11 protein-coding genes and 1 pseudogene are annotated in these 15,886 nt (G+C 71.8%); 5 read left to right on the forward strand and 7 right to left on the reverse strand.

The features are described 5' to 3' along the window. Together IEZ17_RS43025 and IEZ17_RS29245 are read left to right on the forward strand one after the other, a co-directional pair. Nucleotides 1–1,381 (forward strand): annotated as a pseudogene (locus IEZ17_RS43025) (serine hydrolase); the annotation flags it as partial. Nucleotides 1,382–1,595: 214 nt separating this feature from the next. Further along, nucleotides 1,596–3,083, forward strand: a complete 1,488-nt coding sequence (locus IEZ17_RS29245; protein WP_189305355.1) for a glycosyltransferase family 39 protein — start codon at nt 1,596–1,598, stop codon at nt 3,081–3,083. On the opposite strand, the gene IEZ17_RS29250 is transcribed toward IEZ17_RS29245, so the two are convergent. Both IEZ17_RS29250 and IEZ17_RS29255 read right to left on the reverse strand, forming a co-directional pair. Beyond that, the gene (locus IEZ17_RS29250; protein WP_189305357.1) at nt 3,002–3,352 is read right to left on the reverse strand and encodes an ATP-grasp domain-containing protein; all 351 of its coding nucleotides are present in this window, start codon (nt 3,350–3,352) and stop codon (nt 3,002–3,004) included. The genes IEZ17_RS29245 and IEZ17_RS29250 overlap by 82 nt on opposite strands. Before the next feature lie 254 nt (nt 3,353–3,606). Then, the gene (locus IEZ17_RS29255) at nt 3,607–3,921 is read right to left on the reverse strand and encodes a hypothetical protein (protein ID WP_229852764.1); all 315 of its coding nucleotides are present in this window, start codon (nt 3,919–3,921) and stop codon (nt 3,607–3,609) included. Nucleotides 3,922–4,266: 345 nt separating this feature from the next. Between IEZ17_RS29255 and IEZ17_RS29260 the strand changes: the two genes are divergently transcribed. Further along, complete coding sequence (locus IEZ17_RS29260) at nt 4,267–4,998, forward strand: hypothetical protein (protein ID WP_229852765.1); 732 nt, start codon at nt 4,267–4,269, stop codon at nt 4,996–4,998. Next, nucleotides 4,995–6,287: a sensor histidine kinase gene (locus IEZ17_RS29265; RefSeq protein WP_189305359.1), complete on the forward strand. Its 1,293-nt coding sequence runs from the start codon at nt 4,995–4,997 to the stop codon at nt 6,285–6,287. Before IEZ17_RS29260 ends, IEZ17_RS29265 begins: the two co-directional genes overlap by 4 nt. A gap of 36 nt (nt 6,288–6,323) precedes the next feature. Here IEZ17_RS29265 and recQ read toward each other — a convergent pair whose 3' ends face one another. The 3 genes from recQ to IEZ17_RS29280 all read right to left on the reverse strand — a co-directional run bounded on the left by recQ (nt 6,324) and on the right by IEZ17_RS29280 (nt 10,583). Beyond that, nucleotides 6,324–8,318, reverse strand: a complete 1,995-nt coding sequence (gene recQ, locus IEZ17_RS29270; protein WP_373299978.1) for a DNA helicase RecQ — start codon at nt 8,316–8,318, stop codon at nt 6,324–6,326. A 329-nt stretch (nt 8,319–8,647) separates the two neighbouring features. Next, nucleotides 8,648–8,815: a hypothetical protein gene (locus tag IEZ17_RS29275; protein ID WP_189305361.1), complete on the reverse strand. Its 168-nt coding sequence runs from the start codon at nt 8,813–8,815 to the stop codon at nt 8,648–8,650. Between the two features lie 298 nt (nt 8,816–9,113). Then, on the reverse strand, nt 9,114–10,583 hold the full coding sequence (locus tag IEZ17_RS29280; RefSeq protein WP_189305363.1) for an amidase: 1,470 nt from the start codon (nt 10,581–10,583) through the stop codon (nt 9,114–9,116). Between the two features lie 93 nt (nt 10,584–10,676). Here IEZ17_RS29280 and IEZ17_RS29285 point away from each other — a divergent pair, with 93 nt between their 5' ends. Then, the gene (locus IEZ17_RS29285; protein ID WP_189305365.1) at nt 10,677–11,327 is read left to right on the forward strand and encodes a TetR/AcrR family transcriptional regulator; all 651 of its coding nucleotides are present in this window, start codon (nt 10,677–10,679) and stop codon (nt 11,325–11,327) included. Nucleotides 11,328–12,480: 1,153 nt separating this feature from the next. On the opposite strand, the gene IEZ17_RS29290 is transcribed toward IEZ17_RS29285, so the two are convergent. Both IEZ17_RS29290 and IEZ17_RS29295 read right to left on the reverse strand, forming a co-directional pair. Continuing rightward, nucleotides 12,481–12,807 (reverse strand): chaplin, encoded by a 327-nt coding sequence (locus IEZ17_RS29290; RefSeq protein WP_189305367.1) that lies wholly within the window; start codon nt 12,805–12,807, stop codon nt 12,481–12,483. A gap of 1,221 nt (nt 12,808–14,028) precedes the next feature. Further along, nucleotides 14,029–15,687 (reverse strand): sigma-70 family RNA polymerase sigma factor, encoded by a 1,659-nt coding sequence (locus IEZ17_RS29295; protein ID WP_189305369.1) that lies wholly within the window; start codon nt 15,685–15,687, stop codon nt 14,029–14,031. Nucleotides 15,688–15,886: the final 199 nt, after the last annotated feature.

The following is a 15,886-nucleotide window of genomic DNA, read 5'->3' on the forward strand; positions in this document are numbered from 1 at the left end:
CGCGTCGGCGTCCGCGTCCGGTTCGGGGGCCGCTTCCGCGACCGGGTCCGCCGCCGAGTCGGAGTCCGAGCGGACCCGGCAGGAGCCGCTGCCGCCGCTGGACCTGCTGGCGAAGCTCACCAACACCCCGCCGCCGCCCGAGACTCCGCTGCGCACGGTCGTCCGGCGGTTCAAGATCTGGACCCCGCTGGTCGTGCTGCTGGGGATCATCTTCGTGATCGTCCAGTCGGTGCGTCCGCTGCCCGGCCCGACGCTGGCGGTCGGTTCGTCGACCGCGTTCACGTTCCAGGGCGGCACGCTCTCGATCCCGTGGCCCGGCCAGGGCCAGGCCGCGGCCGAGGTCGTCGGTGTGGGCAGCCTGGGTACGTCCGGCCAGGCCAAGCCGGTGCCGACGGCGAGCGTCGCCAAGGTGATGACCGCGTACGTGATCCTGCGCGACCACCCGCTGAAGAAGGGGCAGAAGGGCGAGACGATCACCATCGACGCGCAGGGGGAGGCCGACTCGCACAAGCAGGACGAGTCGCGGGTGCCGCTCAAGGCGAATCAGCAGTTCAACGAGTACCAGATGCTCCAGATGCTGATGATCCCGTCGGGCAACAACGTCGCGCGCCAGCTGGCCCGTTGGGACTCCGGGTCCGAGGACGCGTTCGCGAAGAAGATGAACGCCGCCGCCAAGGACCTGGGCATGACCCAGACCACGTACACGGACCCCAGCGGTCTCGACAAGACGACCGTCAGCACCGCCGTCGACCAGCTCAAGCTCGCCGAAGCGGTGATGAAGAACGACGCCTTCCGCGCCGTCGTCACCACCGAGAACGTCAAGATCGACGGCCTGCCGGACAAGATCTACAACAACAACAGCCTGCTGACGACGATGGCGGGCGTGGTCCGCGGCATCAAGACCGGCTCCAGCTCGCCGGCCGGCGGCACCTTCATGTGGGCCGCGTACCGCACCGTCGGCGGCAAGGACCAGCTGCTGCTCGGTGTGACGATGGACCAGCGCGCCCGCGGCACCGACCCCAACGCCCACCTCCAACTGGCCCTGGAGAACAGCCAGAAGGTGATCAACGCGGCCAAGGACGCGCTGTCCTCCGCCACCGTGGTGAAGAAGGGGCAGGTCGTCGGCTACGTGGACGACGGGCTCGACGGCCGGACGCCGGTGGTCGCCACCAAGGATCTGACGGCGGTCGGCTGGCCCGGGATGAAGGCGACGTTCTCGATCGCCGACGGCGGCAAGGCCGTACCGCACACGGCGAAGGCCGGCACGGTCGTCGGCGAGCTGACCGTCGGCAACGGCGCGAGCCAGCAGAAGGTCCCGGTGGCGCTGCAATCGGATCTGGTCGAGCCGACGTTCGGGGCGAAGCTGACCCGGCTGGGGTGAGGCGCGGGAGCCGGGCGGCCGTTACGGCGGTCGCCCGGCTCCCGGCCTCCGGCCCGCGTCCTGACCCCGCCCGTACCGCTCCCTCCGCCCCTCCGCCCCTCCGTCCCCTTCGTGACCGGAGCCCGTCATCGACGCAGCGCCAGCGCAGAAGACGTACCAGGCGTCCGCTCCCGCATCCGCATCCGCATCCGCGGCATGGGCGGTGCGGAGCGCGGTGGTCCTGGCGCCCGCGGGGCTGATGCTGTTCCTGGGGGCGTGGGGGATCCGCCGGCAGGACGCCATCTGGCGTGACGAGGCGGTCACTTACGACATGGCGCACCGCAGCCTGTCCGATCTGGGGCTGACGCTGCTCCATGTGGATGTGGTGCACGGCCTGTATTACGCGCTGATGCACGTCTGGTTCGTCGTCTACGACGCCACCCTCGGCGGCACCCTCGGCGCGGTGATCGGCCTGCGGCTGCCGTCGGTCGTGGCGATGACGGCCGCCGCGGCGGGGATCGCGCTGCTGGGGGAGCGCCTGGTCGGGCGGCGTGCGGGACTGTTCGCGGGGCTCGCCTTCACGCTGATCCCGGTCGTGCAGCAGTACGCGCAGGAGGGGCGCTCCTACGCGACGATCTGCGCGGCGGTCGTCTGGGCCACGTATCTGCTGGTGCTCGCCGCCGCCCGCCCGCGCCGCCAGCTGTGGTGGGGCTATACCGCGCTGATGCTGTTCGCCTGCCTGCTGCACGAGTTCGCGGCGCTGGCGCTGCCCGCGCACGGCGCCGCCGTCATACTGGCCCGGCTGCCCCGCCGCGTGCTGCGCGCCTGGTCCCTGTCGGCGGTCACCGTGCTCGCCGGCCTCGCCCCGCTCGCGGTCTTCAGCACCCGGCAGTCGGCCCAGATCAGCTGGCTCATGTGGCCGGACCCGCTCCAGCTCCTGACGTTCGCCGTCCTCGCGGTCCTCGGCTTCGGCTGCGCCCGCGTCCCCATAAGCTCCCGCGGTCCGATCGGGATGCGGGCCATCGGCATCCCGCTGCTGCTCCTGCCCACCCTCCTCCTGCTCCTCCTCTCCCACGTCGAACCGGCCTACGTCGACCGCTACGTCCTTTACTACGTCGCCGGCTTCGCCCTGGTCGCGGGCGCCGCGCTGGCCCGGCTGCTGCGGCCGGCGGGCGAGCTGGGCCAGACCCGCGGCCGGCTGCTGCGGCGGGTGCTGGCGCTGTCGCTGGCCCTGGCCGCGCTGCTGCCCGTGGACGTCCATCTGCGCAGCCCGGACAGTCGGGTCGATGACGCGACCGCCGTCGCCCAGGCGGTGCGCGAGGTGTCCGAGCCGGGCGACGGGCTGCTCTTCATGCCGTCCCGCCGCCGCATCTGGATGGCGACCCGGCCGCACGACTTCCGCGGTCTGGACGATCTCGCGCTGTTCAGGAGCCCGGTGGCGTCGCACACCCTCTACGGGACGGAGCTCTCCGGCGACGAGATCCGCGACCGGATGCTGGCCAGCCGCCGGATCGTCGTGGCGGGCGACCCGTCCGGGCAGCCCGTCGACGACAACGACCAGGAGATCGCCAAACGGGCCACGCTGCGCGGGGAGTTCGTGGTGTGCGGCAGCAGGGAGGTGCGCGGCGCCCGGATAACGGTCTATGCGCGGGCCGGCGGCGCCGGGGGCGGCTGCCGGGACGGTGCGGACGCGGTGCGGCAGCCGCCGGCGGCCCGCAGATAGCCGAGGTCGCCGTCCCGGACCCGGTCCCGGGGCCCCGCCGCGCGCAGCACCACGTACAGCACGCCCTCCGGATCGGCCGCGTAACTGTGCGCGAACCAGGGCATGTTGGCCTCCACCACTGCCCAACGGCCGTCGTCCGTGCGGCCGACGTCGACCGCCGCCGCGCTGGGCAGCGCCGCCAGCCGGGCCAGCTCGGAGCTGTACTCGGAGCTGTACTCGGAGCTGTACTCGGACGACGGCGGAGGTGTCGAGGGGGTCGGCGGCGTCATGCATCCGTTCTCCGCCGCGACGTTTCGGCCGACACCGATGCGTCGTCGCCCGCGGATGCCCGGACAGGTGGGACCTCCCGCGGTCCGGTCGGTGGCATCGGCCCTGTCGCGGAGCGGGGAGGCGCGGCGCGTGGAGCGGCTGATGGAGCCCGGCCTACGGGGAGGTGCCGCGGCCTATGGGGGAGGGGTGCGGCGGAGGAGGGTGGGCGGCCTCGGCCGGACGGCGTCCGGGCCGGGAGCGCCGGCGCGTCGTCCTAGCGGGAGGCCCGCTGCGCGGTGCCGGCGGCGTGTGCCGTCCGCGGTGTGTCCTGGCCGTTCCGCCGGCGCACCGCGAGGGCGACGCCCGCCGCGCCCAGCGCGCCCGCGCCGCCGATGAGGCCGGCCTTCGGCAGCTGCTCGGCCTTCTCCGCGATACCGGCCAGCCCCTCGTCGGGGAGGAGGATCGACGCCCGGCTGTTCGTCGGCGCGGTGGAGTCGGCGAAGGCGGCGCCCGCGGGAAGCAGCAGGACGGCCAGTGCGCCGGTCGCGACGGTGGCGGTACGGAAGGCGGAGCGGCGCTGGGCCCGCATGGCTACTCCTCGTCGTGGACGGCCGGTGCCGTCCTGGGGTGCGGTACGGGGAGCACGCTACGGAGCGTCCATAACGGCGATCCGTACGTTGTGTAACAGTCACCCCCACCATCTCCGGTCGGTCGTGAAACGAAGCGGCCGGCGGCCCCGTTGGGAGGACGGCCGGAACGGCTGTCCGGCAGCCGCCGGAACGGCCGTCCTGAAGATTCCTTACCGCTCCACCTTGGGTAGCTTGGTCAAGCTATGCCCGTATTTCTGGCCTTTGCGGGTATTGGTGCAGGCAGCGGCGGGCGCGCGGCGTCCGCCGGCGAACGGCACACGGCGGGCGAAGGCGGTGACAACGGCATGCGGCACCGACGGCGCCCCGCGGGCGCGACGCCGACCACCCGCACCGCCGTGGCCGCCCTGGCCCTGGCCCTCGTCCCCCTCGCCGGCTGCGCGAGCCCCGAGGGCCTCAAGAACGAGGGCCGGGCGCGCAGCGTGAACGCCCCCCTGGAACTCTGGCCGCAGTACACCCCCGCGCCCCTCCGCGAGAGCGACAACCCCGCCGCCCTCAAACCCCTCCCCGGCGTCCCGCGCATCCCCGGCGGCAACATGAAGGACGCCGACCCGCTGGCCGTCCTCGACGCCGACTACACCTCCGACGGCGACCGCGCGCCCGCCCCCCGCTCCGTACGCCGCCCCGAGCTGCACGATCTCACCGACGACGGCAAACCCGACCTGATCACCGTCGTCGACCTCGACCGCCGTACCAGCGATCTGCGCGTCTACACCGTCCGGAACGCGGTCGTCACCCGGATCCTCGCGCTGCGCGGCGTCCTCGCCGGCGTCGAACTGGCGGCCGGTCATCTCGCGGTCCGCGAGCCCACCAAGGACCCGCGCTACGTCAGCGTCACCGACTACGTGTGGGACGGCCACTCCATGGGCCTGTGGGACCTCACCCTCGACGTCGCCCACAAGCCGAAGCCCTCGCCCACCGCCCCGTCGCCCGCCCCCACCAGCGCGCCCCCGTCCCCGACGAGCATCGGCCGGCGCGTTCCGCGGGCCGCCCCCGGTCCGCCCGGGACCCCGCCATGAGGCGCCCCCGCCCGGCCGTGTCCCTCCGTTGGAAGATCGCGCTGACCGTGACGGCGGTGTGCTGCGCGGTCGCCGCGGTCCTCGGCGTGCTCGTCCACAACGCGGTGGCCCGCCAGACCGTCGGCGAGGTCCGCAAGCAGACCCGCGCGGACCTCGACGCCGCGCTCGACCTCTTCGAGTACGGCACCTCCCGCGAGGGCATCAACGCCGTCCTCGACCCACCAGAACTCCCCGAGGCGCTACGGAAGTTGGTGCGCCGCGGCCGGCGCGGCAGCATGGTCGGCAGCTATCGCGGGCAGCGCGTGATGTGGGCCGCGGCGCCCGCCGGCGACCAGATCATGGCCGTCTGGTCGCCGTACGGGAACACCCGCCGCACCCTGGAGAAGTTCGACACCGCGATCCTCGGCTCGGCCGTACTCGCCGCCACCGCCGTCGCCCTCGCCGGCCTCTTCCTCGCCCAGCGCATCAGCCGCCGGCTGACCACCACCGCGGCCGTCGCGCGCCGCATCACCGCCGGCGACCTGGACGCCCGGGTCGGCGACATCGCAGGTCAGTGGCCGCGTGGCGGCCCGGCGGCGCATGACGAGGTGGCGGCGGTGGCGGCGGCGCTGGACTCGGTGGCCGGCTCCCTCCAGGGCCGCCTCCAGGCCGAACAGCGCTTCACCGCCGACGTCGCCCACGAACTGCGCACTCCGCTCACCGGCATCCTCGCCTCCGCCGCGCTCCTTCCCGAGGGCCGCCCGAAGGAGATGATCAACGACCGGCTGCACGCCCTGCACCGGCTCACCGAGGACCTGCTGGAGATCTCCCGGCTCGACTCCGGCGCCGAGCACGCCGACCTCGCCGCCTGCGCACTCGGTCCGCTCGTCACCCGCTCCGTGGACGCCACCGGCCTCGACACCGACGTACGGATCCTGGCCGACACCGTCGTCCAAACCGACCGGCGCCGCCTGGACCGCATCCTCGCCAACCTCGTCATCAACGCGCACCGGCACGGCCGGCCCCCGGTCGTGGTGACCGTGGACGCCCCGCCCGGCGGCATCCCCGCCATCGAGGTGCGCGACCACGGCCCCGGCTATCCCACGGACCTGCTCCACCACGGCCCGCAGCGCTTCCGCACCGACGCCCCGGGCCGCGGCAAGGGCCACGGACTGGGCCTGACCATCGCCGTGGGCCAGGCCGCCGTCCTCGGCACCGGCCTCTACTTCACCAACGCCCCCGAAGGCGGCGCCCGCGCCCTCCTCAGCTTCCCGCCTCACCCCCCGGACCACACCACCCCGACCTCCTGAACCGCCGCGACCGCCCCCGCAACTCCCCGCGCCTTCTCACCAGTCGATGTCATCCGGCGGCTCCGGCAGGTCGTCCTCGTCCGCAGCCGGCGGCACCGCCTGCGCTCCCGCAGAGCCGTTACCCGCGGGTCCGCTGCCCGCAGGACCGTCCCCCGCGGCTGCGTCTCCCGCATCCCGCCCCGCCAGCACATCCAGAATCTGCTGCCCGTACTTCGCGAGCTTGTTCTCGCCGACGCCGCTCACCGCGCCCAACTCGGCCGTCGTGGCCGGCTGCACCGTCGCGATCTCCCGGAGCGTCGCGTCGTGGAAGATCACATACGCCGGCACGCCCTGCTCCTTGGCCGTGCGCCCCCGCCAGCCGCGCAGCGCCTCGAAGACCGGCAGCGCCGCCTCCGGCAGATCCACCGGCGCCCGCTTGGCCTTGGCCTTCGCCTTGGCAGCCCGGGCCGCCTTCTCCGGCTCCCGCCGCATCGGGACCTCGCGCTGCCCGCGCAGCACCTCGCCGCTCGCCTCGGTGAGCACCAGCGTGCCGTAGTCCCCCTCGACGGCCAGCAGCCCCTGCGCGAGCAACTGCCGCACCACGCCCCGCCATTCGGCCTCCCGCAGATCCTCGCCGATCCCGAAGACGCTCAGCGCGTCATGATCGAACTGGATCACCTTGGCGGTCTTCCGCCCCATCAGGATGTCGATGATCTGCCCCGCCCCGAACTTCTGCCCCCGCTCGCGCTGCAACCGCACCACCGTCGACAGCAGCTTCTGCGCGGGCACCGTCCCGTCCCAGGTCTGCGGCGGCGCCAGGCAGGTGTCGCAGTTGCCGCACGGGCCGCTGTCCTGGCCGAAATACGCCAGCAGCCGCACCCGCCGGCACGCCACCGTCTCGCACAGCGCCAGCATCGCGTCCAGATGGCCGGACAGCCGCCGCCGGTGCGCGTCGTCCCCCTCCGAACCGTCGATCATCTTCCGCTGCTGCACCACGTCCTGGAGCCCGTACGCCAGCCAGGCCGTCGACGGCTGCCCGTCGCGCCCGGCGCGCCCGGTCTCCTGGTAGTACCCCTCCACCGACTTCGGCAGATCCAGATGCGCCACGAACCGCACATCGGGCTTGTCGATCCCCATCCCGAACGCGATGGTGGCGACCACGACCAGCCCGTCCTCCCGCAGGAACCGCGCCTGGTTCCCCGCCCGCGTACGGGCGTCGAGCCCCGCGTGATACGGCACCGCGGCGACCCCGTTGTCCACCAGGAACTGCGCGGTCTTCTCCACCGAAGCCCGCGAGAGGCAGTAGACGATGCCCGCGTCCCCGGCGTGCTCCGCGCGCACCAGCTCCAGCAGTTGCTTCTTCGGCTCGTTCTTGGCCGCGATCCGGTACTGGATGTTCGGCCGGTCGAAGCTGGCCACGAAGTGCCGCGCATCCGCCATCCCCAGCCGCGAGGTGATCTCGCCGTGGGTGGCCTCGGTCGCCGTCGCCGTCAGCGCGATCCGCGGCACGTCCGGCCAGCGGTCGTGCAGCATCGACAGCGCCAGATAATCCGGCCGGAAGTCGTGCCCCCACTGTGCGACACAGTGCGCCTCGTCGATCGCGAAGAGCGAGATCTTCCCCCGGTCCAGCAGCTGCACCGTCTGCTCGACCCGCAGCCGCTCCGGCGCCAGATACAGCAGATCCAGCTCACCGGCCAGGAACTCGGCCTCCACCAGCCGCCGCTCCTCCAGATCCTGCGTCGAATTGAGGAACCCGGCCCGCACCCCGAGCGCCCGCAGCGCATCGACCTGGTCCTGCATCAACGCGATCAATGGCGAGATCACGACCCCGACGCCCGGCCGCACCAGCGAGGGGATCTGGTAGCACAGCGACTTGCCGCCGCCGGTGGGCATCAGCACCACCGCGTCGCCGCCCCCTACGACGTGCTCGATGATCTCCCGCTGACTCCCGCGGAACGCGTCGTACCCGAACACCCGGCGCAGCACCTGCACCGCCTCGTCCGCCGCCCCGCCCGTCCCCGAGGCACCGTCCACATCCACGTCCACATCCACGCCCACGACCACTCCCGCATCCGCCGAACCCACCCCGAAAGCCTACGAGCCTCACCACCCCCACCGCCCGCCCTGTGGATAACTCCACCCGCCCCGCGGTCCGATCATGGACGCCGGACAGCACCGGACCCCACGAGATATCACCGGCCCCACGAGACATCTCCAGGTCCCACCAGACATCTCCAGGTCCCACCCGGCATCACCAGGTCCCACCGGGCATCACCAGCGATCACCGGGTCCCACCGGACACCAGAGGCCACCCAGGATCACTCCTGGGTGGCCTCTGATGTCCGGTGGCGTGCTTCACGCGCTCCAGTGCTTCACGTATGTCATGGGGTACACGCCGACGCCGCCCGCGTGTGAACGGCTTCCGCCCACGCGGCCAGCAGCCGGTCGTACTCGTCCTGCTCCTCGGGCGACAGCGCGCCGCCGGGACGAGCGGCGATGAACGCGCGTATCCGCTCGTTCGCCTCGTCCGGAGCGATAGAGGGGTTCATGGGGTGAATGGTATAGATCGCCTCACGTGGCCGCGCCGGTTTTGGCCAGCAAGGTCATCCTTCTCATACCGCCCCGCCCGACCGCACCGTTCCCGCCGCCCGTCCCCGGCACGGCCCGGCCCACCGGTATCCGGTCACCGGCTCCCGGCCGGTGCCCCCTCCCACACGGCCATGTGACAATCGGCACACCCTGGCAGCCCCCCCGCCCCCGGCCACGTACGCCTTCCTGTGGGCTGTGGGCTGTGGGCTGTGGGCTGTGGGCCGGGGGCCGGGGGCCGGGGCCGTGATGCGGGGCGCCTCACCTGTGACGCAGCGCGCCGCCGACCACCCCGGACAGTCCGTCTCCACCGGCCCGCTGCGCGCGGGGGTCGAGCGGGGTGAGCACGCCCAGGCGCTCCTCGATCCGCTGCGCCGCCTCCAGGCACAGGTCCTCGCGGTACATCCCCGCCACGACCTGGACGCCCTGCGGCAGACCGGCCGCGAGCCCGGTGGGCACGGCCACGGCCGGCACCCCTACATACGTCGTCGCGGTCAGCAGCCGCAGCGGCGCGAACGTCGCGTCGCGCTCCTCCAGGGTCCGCGGCACCACGGGCTCCGGTATCGGCTGCGTGGACACCGGCCCGAGCAGCACCGGACAGCGCTCGAAGAAGCGGGCCCACGCGCGCTGGACGCCGAGGCGCACACCGGTCTGCCGGAGGTACTCCTCCAGGCCGACGGCCGGATGGCGTTGCGTGTCCAGCTCGATGTGGCGGGCGCTGTCGTCGGTGAGCAGCCGCCTGAGCACGGGCCACGCCACGGAGAACTCGGTTCGCAGGAGCGCGCCGAAGCCGTCGAGGGCGTCCTGCATCCGCGGCACCTCCACCTCCTCGACCGGGTGCCCGGCGTCCTCCAGGGCGGACGCCGCCGCCTCGATCGCCGCGCGCACGTCCGGGTGGACGTCGCCCCGCCCGCCGGGGTCGATCACCACCCCGACCCGTACCGGCCCGTCCGGCCGCGGCCCGTACAGCGGTGCCGGGACCGCCCGCGGGTCCTGCGGATCCGTCCCCGCCAGCGCCTCGTATGCCACCCGCAGGTCCGCCACCGATCGGGCCAGCGGGCCGTCCACGGGGAAGAGCTGGTGGCCCAGGACCGGCTCCTGGTCGTTCATCCGGTGGTCGGCCGGGAACCGCCCGTAGCTCGGCTTCAGCCCCACGACTCCGTTGAACGTCGCAGGGTTGCGCACCGATCCGCCGGAGTCGTTGCCCAGGCCCAGCGCCGCCATACCGGTCGCCACCGCGACCGCGTCGCCGCCGCTGGTGCCACCGGGCGTGCGCCACGGGTCCCACGGGTTGACGGTGTCCCCGAACAGCTGGCTGACCGTGTGCAGTCCGGCGATCGCAAGATCGGGCATGTTGGTGCGGCCGATCGGAATCGCCCCGGCCGCGCGCAGCCGCCGCACCGGGGGAGCGTCCGACTTCGCCACCCAGTCGCGGAAGTACGGAACGCCGTGCGTGGTCGCCGATCCGGCGACGTGGATGTTCTCCTTCACCGTGAACGGCACCCCGGCCAGCGGGCCCAGTCGCTCGCCGGCGGCCCGGCGCCGGTCGGTCTCCCGCGCCGCCTGCCGGGCGCCGTCCTCCAGCAACCGGGTCACCGCGTTCACCTGCGGGTTCACCGCGCTGATCCGCTCCAGGTGCGCCGCCACGACCTCCGCCGCCGACACCTCTCCGGACGCCACCAGCCTCGCCAGCTCCGACGCCCCCAGTGCCCACACTTCGTCGGTCCCCATCGGACCCTCCCTTCCTTCCGGCAAGAAAAATACAGCCCTGTATCTGAATACAGAACTGAATATTTCCTCCGAGGTGCGCCGTAGGATGCCGCCGTGACACCCGAACGCAAGCGCCTGACCCGCGAAGAGAGCCGACAGCAGACCCGCAGCCGCCTGCTGGCCGCCGCCGCCGAGCTGTTCACCGAACGCGGTGTCAACGGCACCTCCGTCGAGCAGATCGCCGAGCGCGCCGGCTACACCCGCGGCGCCTTCTACGGGAACTTCGAGGACAAGAACGCCCTCGTCGCCGAGCTGCTCCAGCAGCGCACCCGTCGCGAACTGGAGGAAGTCGGCGCCCTCACCCAGGACGCCGGCTCCTTCGCCGACGCCCTCGACAGGCTCCGTGCCTGGAACCGCGACCGCGCCCCGCACCTGCCCGAATGGCTCGCCCTGCGGATGGAACTCGTCCTGCACGCCCTGCGGAACGAGGAGCTGCGCCCGCTGCTCGCCGAACGCGAACTCCTCGCCCGCGACGCCCATGCCACCGGCCTGCGGCAGGCGTTCGCCGCCCGCGGCGTCGCATCGCCCGCAGACCCCGCGTTCCTCGCCCTGATCGTCCACGCGCTGGAGGACGGCCTGCTCATCCAGCGCCTCCTGGCCCCCGGCGGCATCCCGGACGACGTCGTGGTCGACGCCTTCGACCTGCTCCTGCGCTCTTGGACCGCGCTCGCACACGATCCACCCCAAGAGGCCCCCGGGGCGTGACGAAGGTGCTCGGCGGCGCCCTCGCCCGGCCTCGGGCGCAGAGCATGCCGTCGACGCGGCACCCCGCCGCAACTCCAGCCCGCTTCCCGGGACTTCGCACCGACGCCGGGCGGGTACCCCGGTGCGGGCAGCCCCCCCGCACCGGCTCCCCGCCCGCCGCGTGCACCGCATGTGTGCCACCTGCGGTGCACGCGGCGACCGGGCCTGCCGCCCACTGACTCCGCATCAGCCATAAGGGTTCGATCAGGGCTTTCTCAGGGACGTTCCCTGATGAGCCGGGCTGCGGGCACGGAAGAGACTCGTGATCGGGCCGCCCAAGAGCCTCGGCCGTCCCCGTCCCCGTCCCCGTCCCCAGCTCCGGCGCCCTACGCCGGCAAGAAGTTGGCCCGATGCCGAACGGCCAGGACACCCGCCGCCGATCCGGCGCCGCTCGTCACCTCACGTCCGGTCGGCGGCAGCCGCGCGGCGACACGGACTCCTGGCTCTTGCGGCACGTGCACGGCCCGGCCGTGATCATGCAAAAGGGCCAGTTCAAGGCGGTGAAGCCGCTCAACTGGCCCTTGGCTGTGTGCCCCCGGGCAGATTCGAACTGCCGACACCCGCTCTAGGAGTGGGGTCGAATCCCCGATCGAGGGTGTTGGATCAGGCTGGGTGGTGCTGTTCTTGCAGGTCAGCGCCACCCGCTCTGACCCTGGGTCCAGCTTTCGGCACCTCGTGTTCCGCCGTCCGCTCACGCATCGCTCACGCAGGAAAAGGTTCGGCACAGCGGGATGTGAACCCACGACCTCTTCGTCCCGAAGCACTTCGATTACCTTCGCGGGCTCAGGCGCTATGGCTGTCGACCTGCGGTTGTGGTGCCTGATGGTCCGTGGTGGTTCGCCGAAGTTCGCTGCGGTTGTCACGCAGTTGGTCACTCAGCCGCGCGCAGCGGAGGACGATCGGAAGACGCCTGTGGAGCCGGGCGTCTCTGGATGTGTCCCGGCTGGTGGAGCGGCGCGGGCAGCCGCAGCCAACTGTTCACGTCCTCGGACAGGACGAGCAGGACTGAGCCCTTGTGACGGTCGGCGCCCGGGCATCCGATCCGGCAGGGCTGAGTCCGGCCCGGTACGGCCCTGCGGACCGGATGGTCCGCAGGGCCTTGGTGCGAAACCGGTCAGTCCTCGTCCTCTTCGTGGTCGTGGCGCGCCTCATGGTGGCGCTCGTGATGGTGGTAGTTCCTGATTTCTGTGTGGTGCTCCGGCTCGGCGTTGATGCAGGTGTTCCCGAAGGTCGGGTTGAGGACGCCGACCACGTTGATCGAGTTGCCGCAGAGGTTGATCGGCATGTGGATCGGCATCTGGGCGAGGTTGCCCGAGGCGAAGCCGGGTGACTTGACGGCGGCGCCCTGCGCACCGCTGTTCGCCAAAGCCGCACCTGTCGACATTCCCGTCGCGATGCCGACCGCCATAAGGACCATGGCAGCCTTCTTGGCAGTGTTCACGGATAGCCCTCCTACGGTTGTCCGGTAACCCAGTCGCTGGATTACACGCTGCCAACGCCTGGCCGCCTCCGATGGCACGACAACCGGTGGTTAAACCTCCCTGCGGCCCAACCGGCTTATGAGAATCGATTGAGCAGGCCAGATGAAATTTCACCGTGTTACCCGATACGGCGGCCGGCGCGTGTTCGGGAACCTTGGCAACCGTGATCGGGATTCCGCATCCACTGATCGGATGAACCGCGCCTTTCGGCCGCATTGCCCCTTCGTCCGAGTCGTTATCGGACAGGAAAGAGAAGGACGCTCTTCACTGGGCTGAGGCAAGACAGCGACCGGTCCTTCCTCACGGGACGGACCGGTCGTTCCCATTGGGCGTAAGGCGGTACTCGGGCCTGCGTCCTTACCGCGAGCGGGGTCTCTTCCGAGGGCGACTCACCGCAGCAGCACGCCGACGGCCCGGAGCCTCGTCCTGAGGGTCAGGTCGACAACTTGCGTCAACCACTGGCGCCCTTCGAGCAGAAGCAATCCGACCGCCGGTTCGACCTGTGCACGACGTGCTCTGGCAGTACTGGGAGAGCCAGGGGGGGACCGGCCGGCTGCCGGCGGCGCCTGGGGGCTACTTGTCAGTCGGGGTGGCGGGATGTGAACCCACGCCCTCTTCGTCCCGAATGAAGTACGGGCAAGATCCTTACCTGCGTGTTCTGGTATCTGCCCAGGTCAGAGGGTTGGCGTGGGGTGGTCTGGCGTGGTGTCGCAGAGGCTTCGGGAGAAGGTCTTCTCCCAGATTTCTCCCAGGGAGCCGAGGCCGGCTGTCGCCGCGTGGCGACTGTGGCTCGTCAGGGTTACCGAGACGCGGGCGCAGGCGCCGGATCTCTGCCTCCCGCGCACACCGCTGTCGGCGGGATGCGGATTGCTCCGGCCACGACAGCGGGCCGGGTGCGGGGACGGCCGATGGGCAGGCCCTTGCCGCCACGCGAACACTGCCGCCGGGTGGCACCTGGCCGGGGTGTGGATCAATCCTCAGCAAGGCGAACTTTCCCTGATGCGGCACTGGTTCGTCTCGTACACCGGGCAGCGCTGCACGCGTGCGACGCCGTCGCAGCAGCCTCGGCACCGCAGTGACCCGTGGTCTGCGGTGCACCGGCGGCGCGGGGGCCGTGCGTCCCGCGCAAAGGTGGCTCTGCGCTACGACAAGACGCCGGTGAGCTGATGGCCGCGCAGTGTTCAGTCGGAGAAGTCCTGGGTGAGCCAGACGGTGCCGTTGCCGTTGCCGTTGCCGTTGCGGTAGATGGCGATGCCGATGTGGGTGAAGGCGCTGCTGAGGATGTTCTGGCGGTGGCCGTCGTTGGGTGGCTTCTCGTCGAGCATGGCCTGGGTGAGGTTGACGGCGGCGGTGGCGATCTGTCGGGGGTCCGGTCCCGCGCAGGCTCGGCCTATGTTCTCTCCCGCGGATCCCCACTGGACGCCTGCGGCGGTTTCTCTGTCTCCCAGAGGGGCTTCACCGGGGCATTGGTGGGACAGGCCGCATCCGCCGGCCATCGTGGTGTTGTGCGCGGTCGCGCTGCGGGTGAGGCCGGTGGTGAGGGAGTAGGGCGGCAGGCCGTGGGCGGCTCGTGCCTGGTTGATCACGGCGAGGACCTGCTCGACCGCGTCGGGGGCGGCGGCTGTCTGCGGGGTCGGGGTGTTCGAGGGGGTGGGGGCCGGGTGGGCCGGTGACGGTTCGACGGTCGGTGTCCGGCTGGGGGAGGCCGTGGGCGGGTGGGAAGGGGAAGGGGTATGGGGTGGCGGGCTGGATATCGGCGCCGCTTTCACCAGTACCGGCCGGTTGGGGACCGCGGGGTCGGTCTTCGGGGCGCTGTCCGGTGAGCCGAGCATGACGGAGATCGCCGTGGCCGCTGCTGTGGCGGCGGCGCCGGCGAGTACGTGCGCGCGTCGGGGCCGGAACCGCGGACGGTGGTGGCCGCCGATCGGTCCGCGAGCCAGGCTGTGCGGCGGGGGCGCCGCGTGCCGTGCCGTCGTCAGGGGCGTGGAAGTGGCATTGGTCATGCTTGAACTGGCCAGCCCGGCTGCGGGGTTGAGGGCTGCGGCGCCGTGGCCCGCTTGGGTCGCGTACCAGGCCAGAGAGGCGGTCGGTGGGATCAGGGCGATGCCGGCGAGGAGGCTTTGCGCCGGTACCAGGCCGCTGCCTCGGCCCGAGCAGTCCCGGCAGTCACGGACGTGGCGGGATATGCGCTTGCGCCACAGCGCAGAGGGCGCGCCGTCCCAGCGCGCCACGACGGGCTCCAGCCGCGGGCAACGGGACGTCGCCGACAGCGCGCGCACCACCAGCCGGGCGGCTTCCAGCTGAGCCTTCATCCGCTGCACTCGCACCGCGACGTACGGCGACGGCAGCTTGAGGGCGGCGGCCATGTCGGGCCGGGTCAGCTCGCCCGCGGCCTCCTGCCACCACAGCGCCAGCAGCGCGCGATCGTCCTCGTCCAGCCAGCGGGTCGCTTCGGCGACCTCGCGGCGCTGGCCCGAGAGCCCCAGCCGGATGATGGTCAGATCGACGAAGTCCGCGCCAGGGTCGGCCAGTTCGGTCACTTCGTCGATTCTGGAATCGGAAGCGGATGCCTGTTTGCTGCGCCAGTGCCGGCGTATCTCGTTCATGGTCACGGCCACCAGCCAGGAGCGGAACCGGTGGGGTGTGCGCAGGCCGGCCAGTCCGTCGAGCGCGCGGAGCATGGTTTCCTGCACCACGTCGTCGACGTCGGCGTGACCGTGCAGTGCGCGTCCGACGATGTTGTAGACCAACGGCAGATATTCGGCGACCAGCTCGTCCTGCGCGCACCGGTCCCCTGCCTGTGCGGTCGCGACGACCGCGGTTCCATGTTCTGGGCTCATGTCCTTCCTCGCTCCCTGTCGCCGACGTGTCTGCATGCCTTCGATACCTGGGAGACCCTGCCAGGGGAGGACGGATAACAGAAACTCGGAGAATTTTTTTCTGAGCTCCTCTGGGCCCCTCGACGAGTTCCGTCATTCCGCCATATCGGCGCCACATTGATGTCGTTGTGCGGACATTTAGGGCGTCGGGTGGGTTTGC

It is taken from the genome of Streptomyces albospinus (assembly GCF_014648695.1).
GTDB classification, from domain to species: Bacteria; Actinomycetota; Actinomycetes; order Streptomycetales; family Streptomycetaceae; genus Streptomyces; species Streptomyces albospinus.

Coding starts and splice junctions, on each gene's coding strand:
- IEZ17_RS29250 (WP_189305357.1), bottom strand. CDS start 3,352: ATGACGCCGCCGACCCCCTCGACACCTCCGCCGTCGTCCGAGTACAGC.
- IEZ17_RS29255 (WP_229852764.1), bottom strand. CDS start 3,921: ATGCGGGCCCAGCGCCGCTCCGCCTTCCGTACCGCCACCGTCGCGACC.
- IEZ17_RS29260 (WP_229852765.1), top strand. CDS start 4,267: ATGCGGCACCGACGGCGCCCCGCGGGCGCGACGCCGACCACCCGCACC.
- IEZ17_RS29265 (WP_189305359.1), top strand. CDS start 4,995: ATGAGGCGCCCCCGCCCGGCCGTGTCCCTCCGTTGGAAGATCGCGCTG.
- IEZ17_RS29275 (WP_189305361.1), bottom strand. CDS start 8,815: ATGAACCCCTCTATCGCTCCGGACGAGGCGAACGAGCGGATACGCGCG.
- IEZ17_RS29280 (WP_189305363.1), bottom strand. CDS start 10,583: ATGGGGACCGACGAAGTGTGGGCACTGGGGGCGTCGGAGCTGGCGAGG.
- IEZ17_RS29295 (WP_189305369.1), bottom strand. CDS start 15,687: ATGAGCCCAGAACATGGAACCGCGGTCGTCGCGACCGCACAGGCAGGG.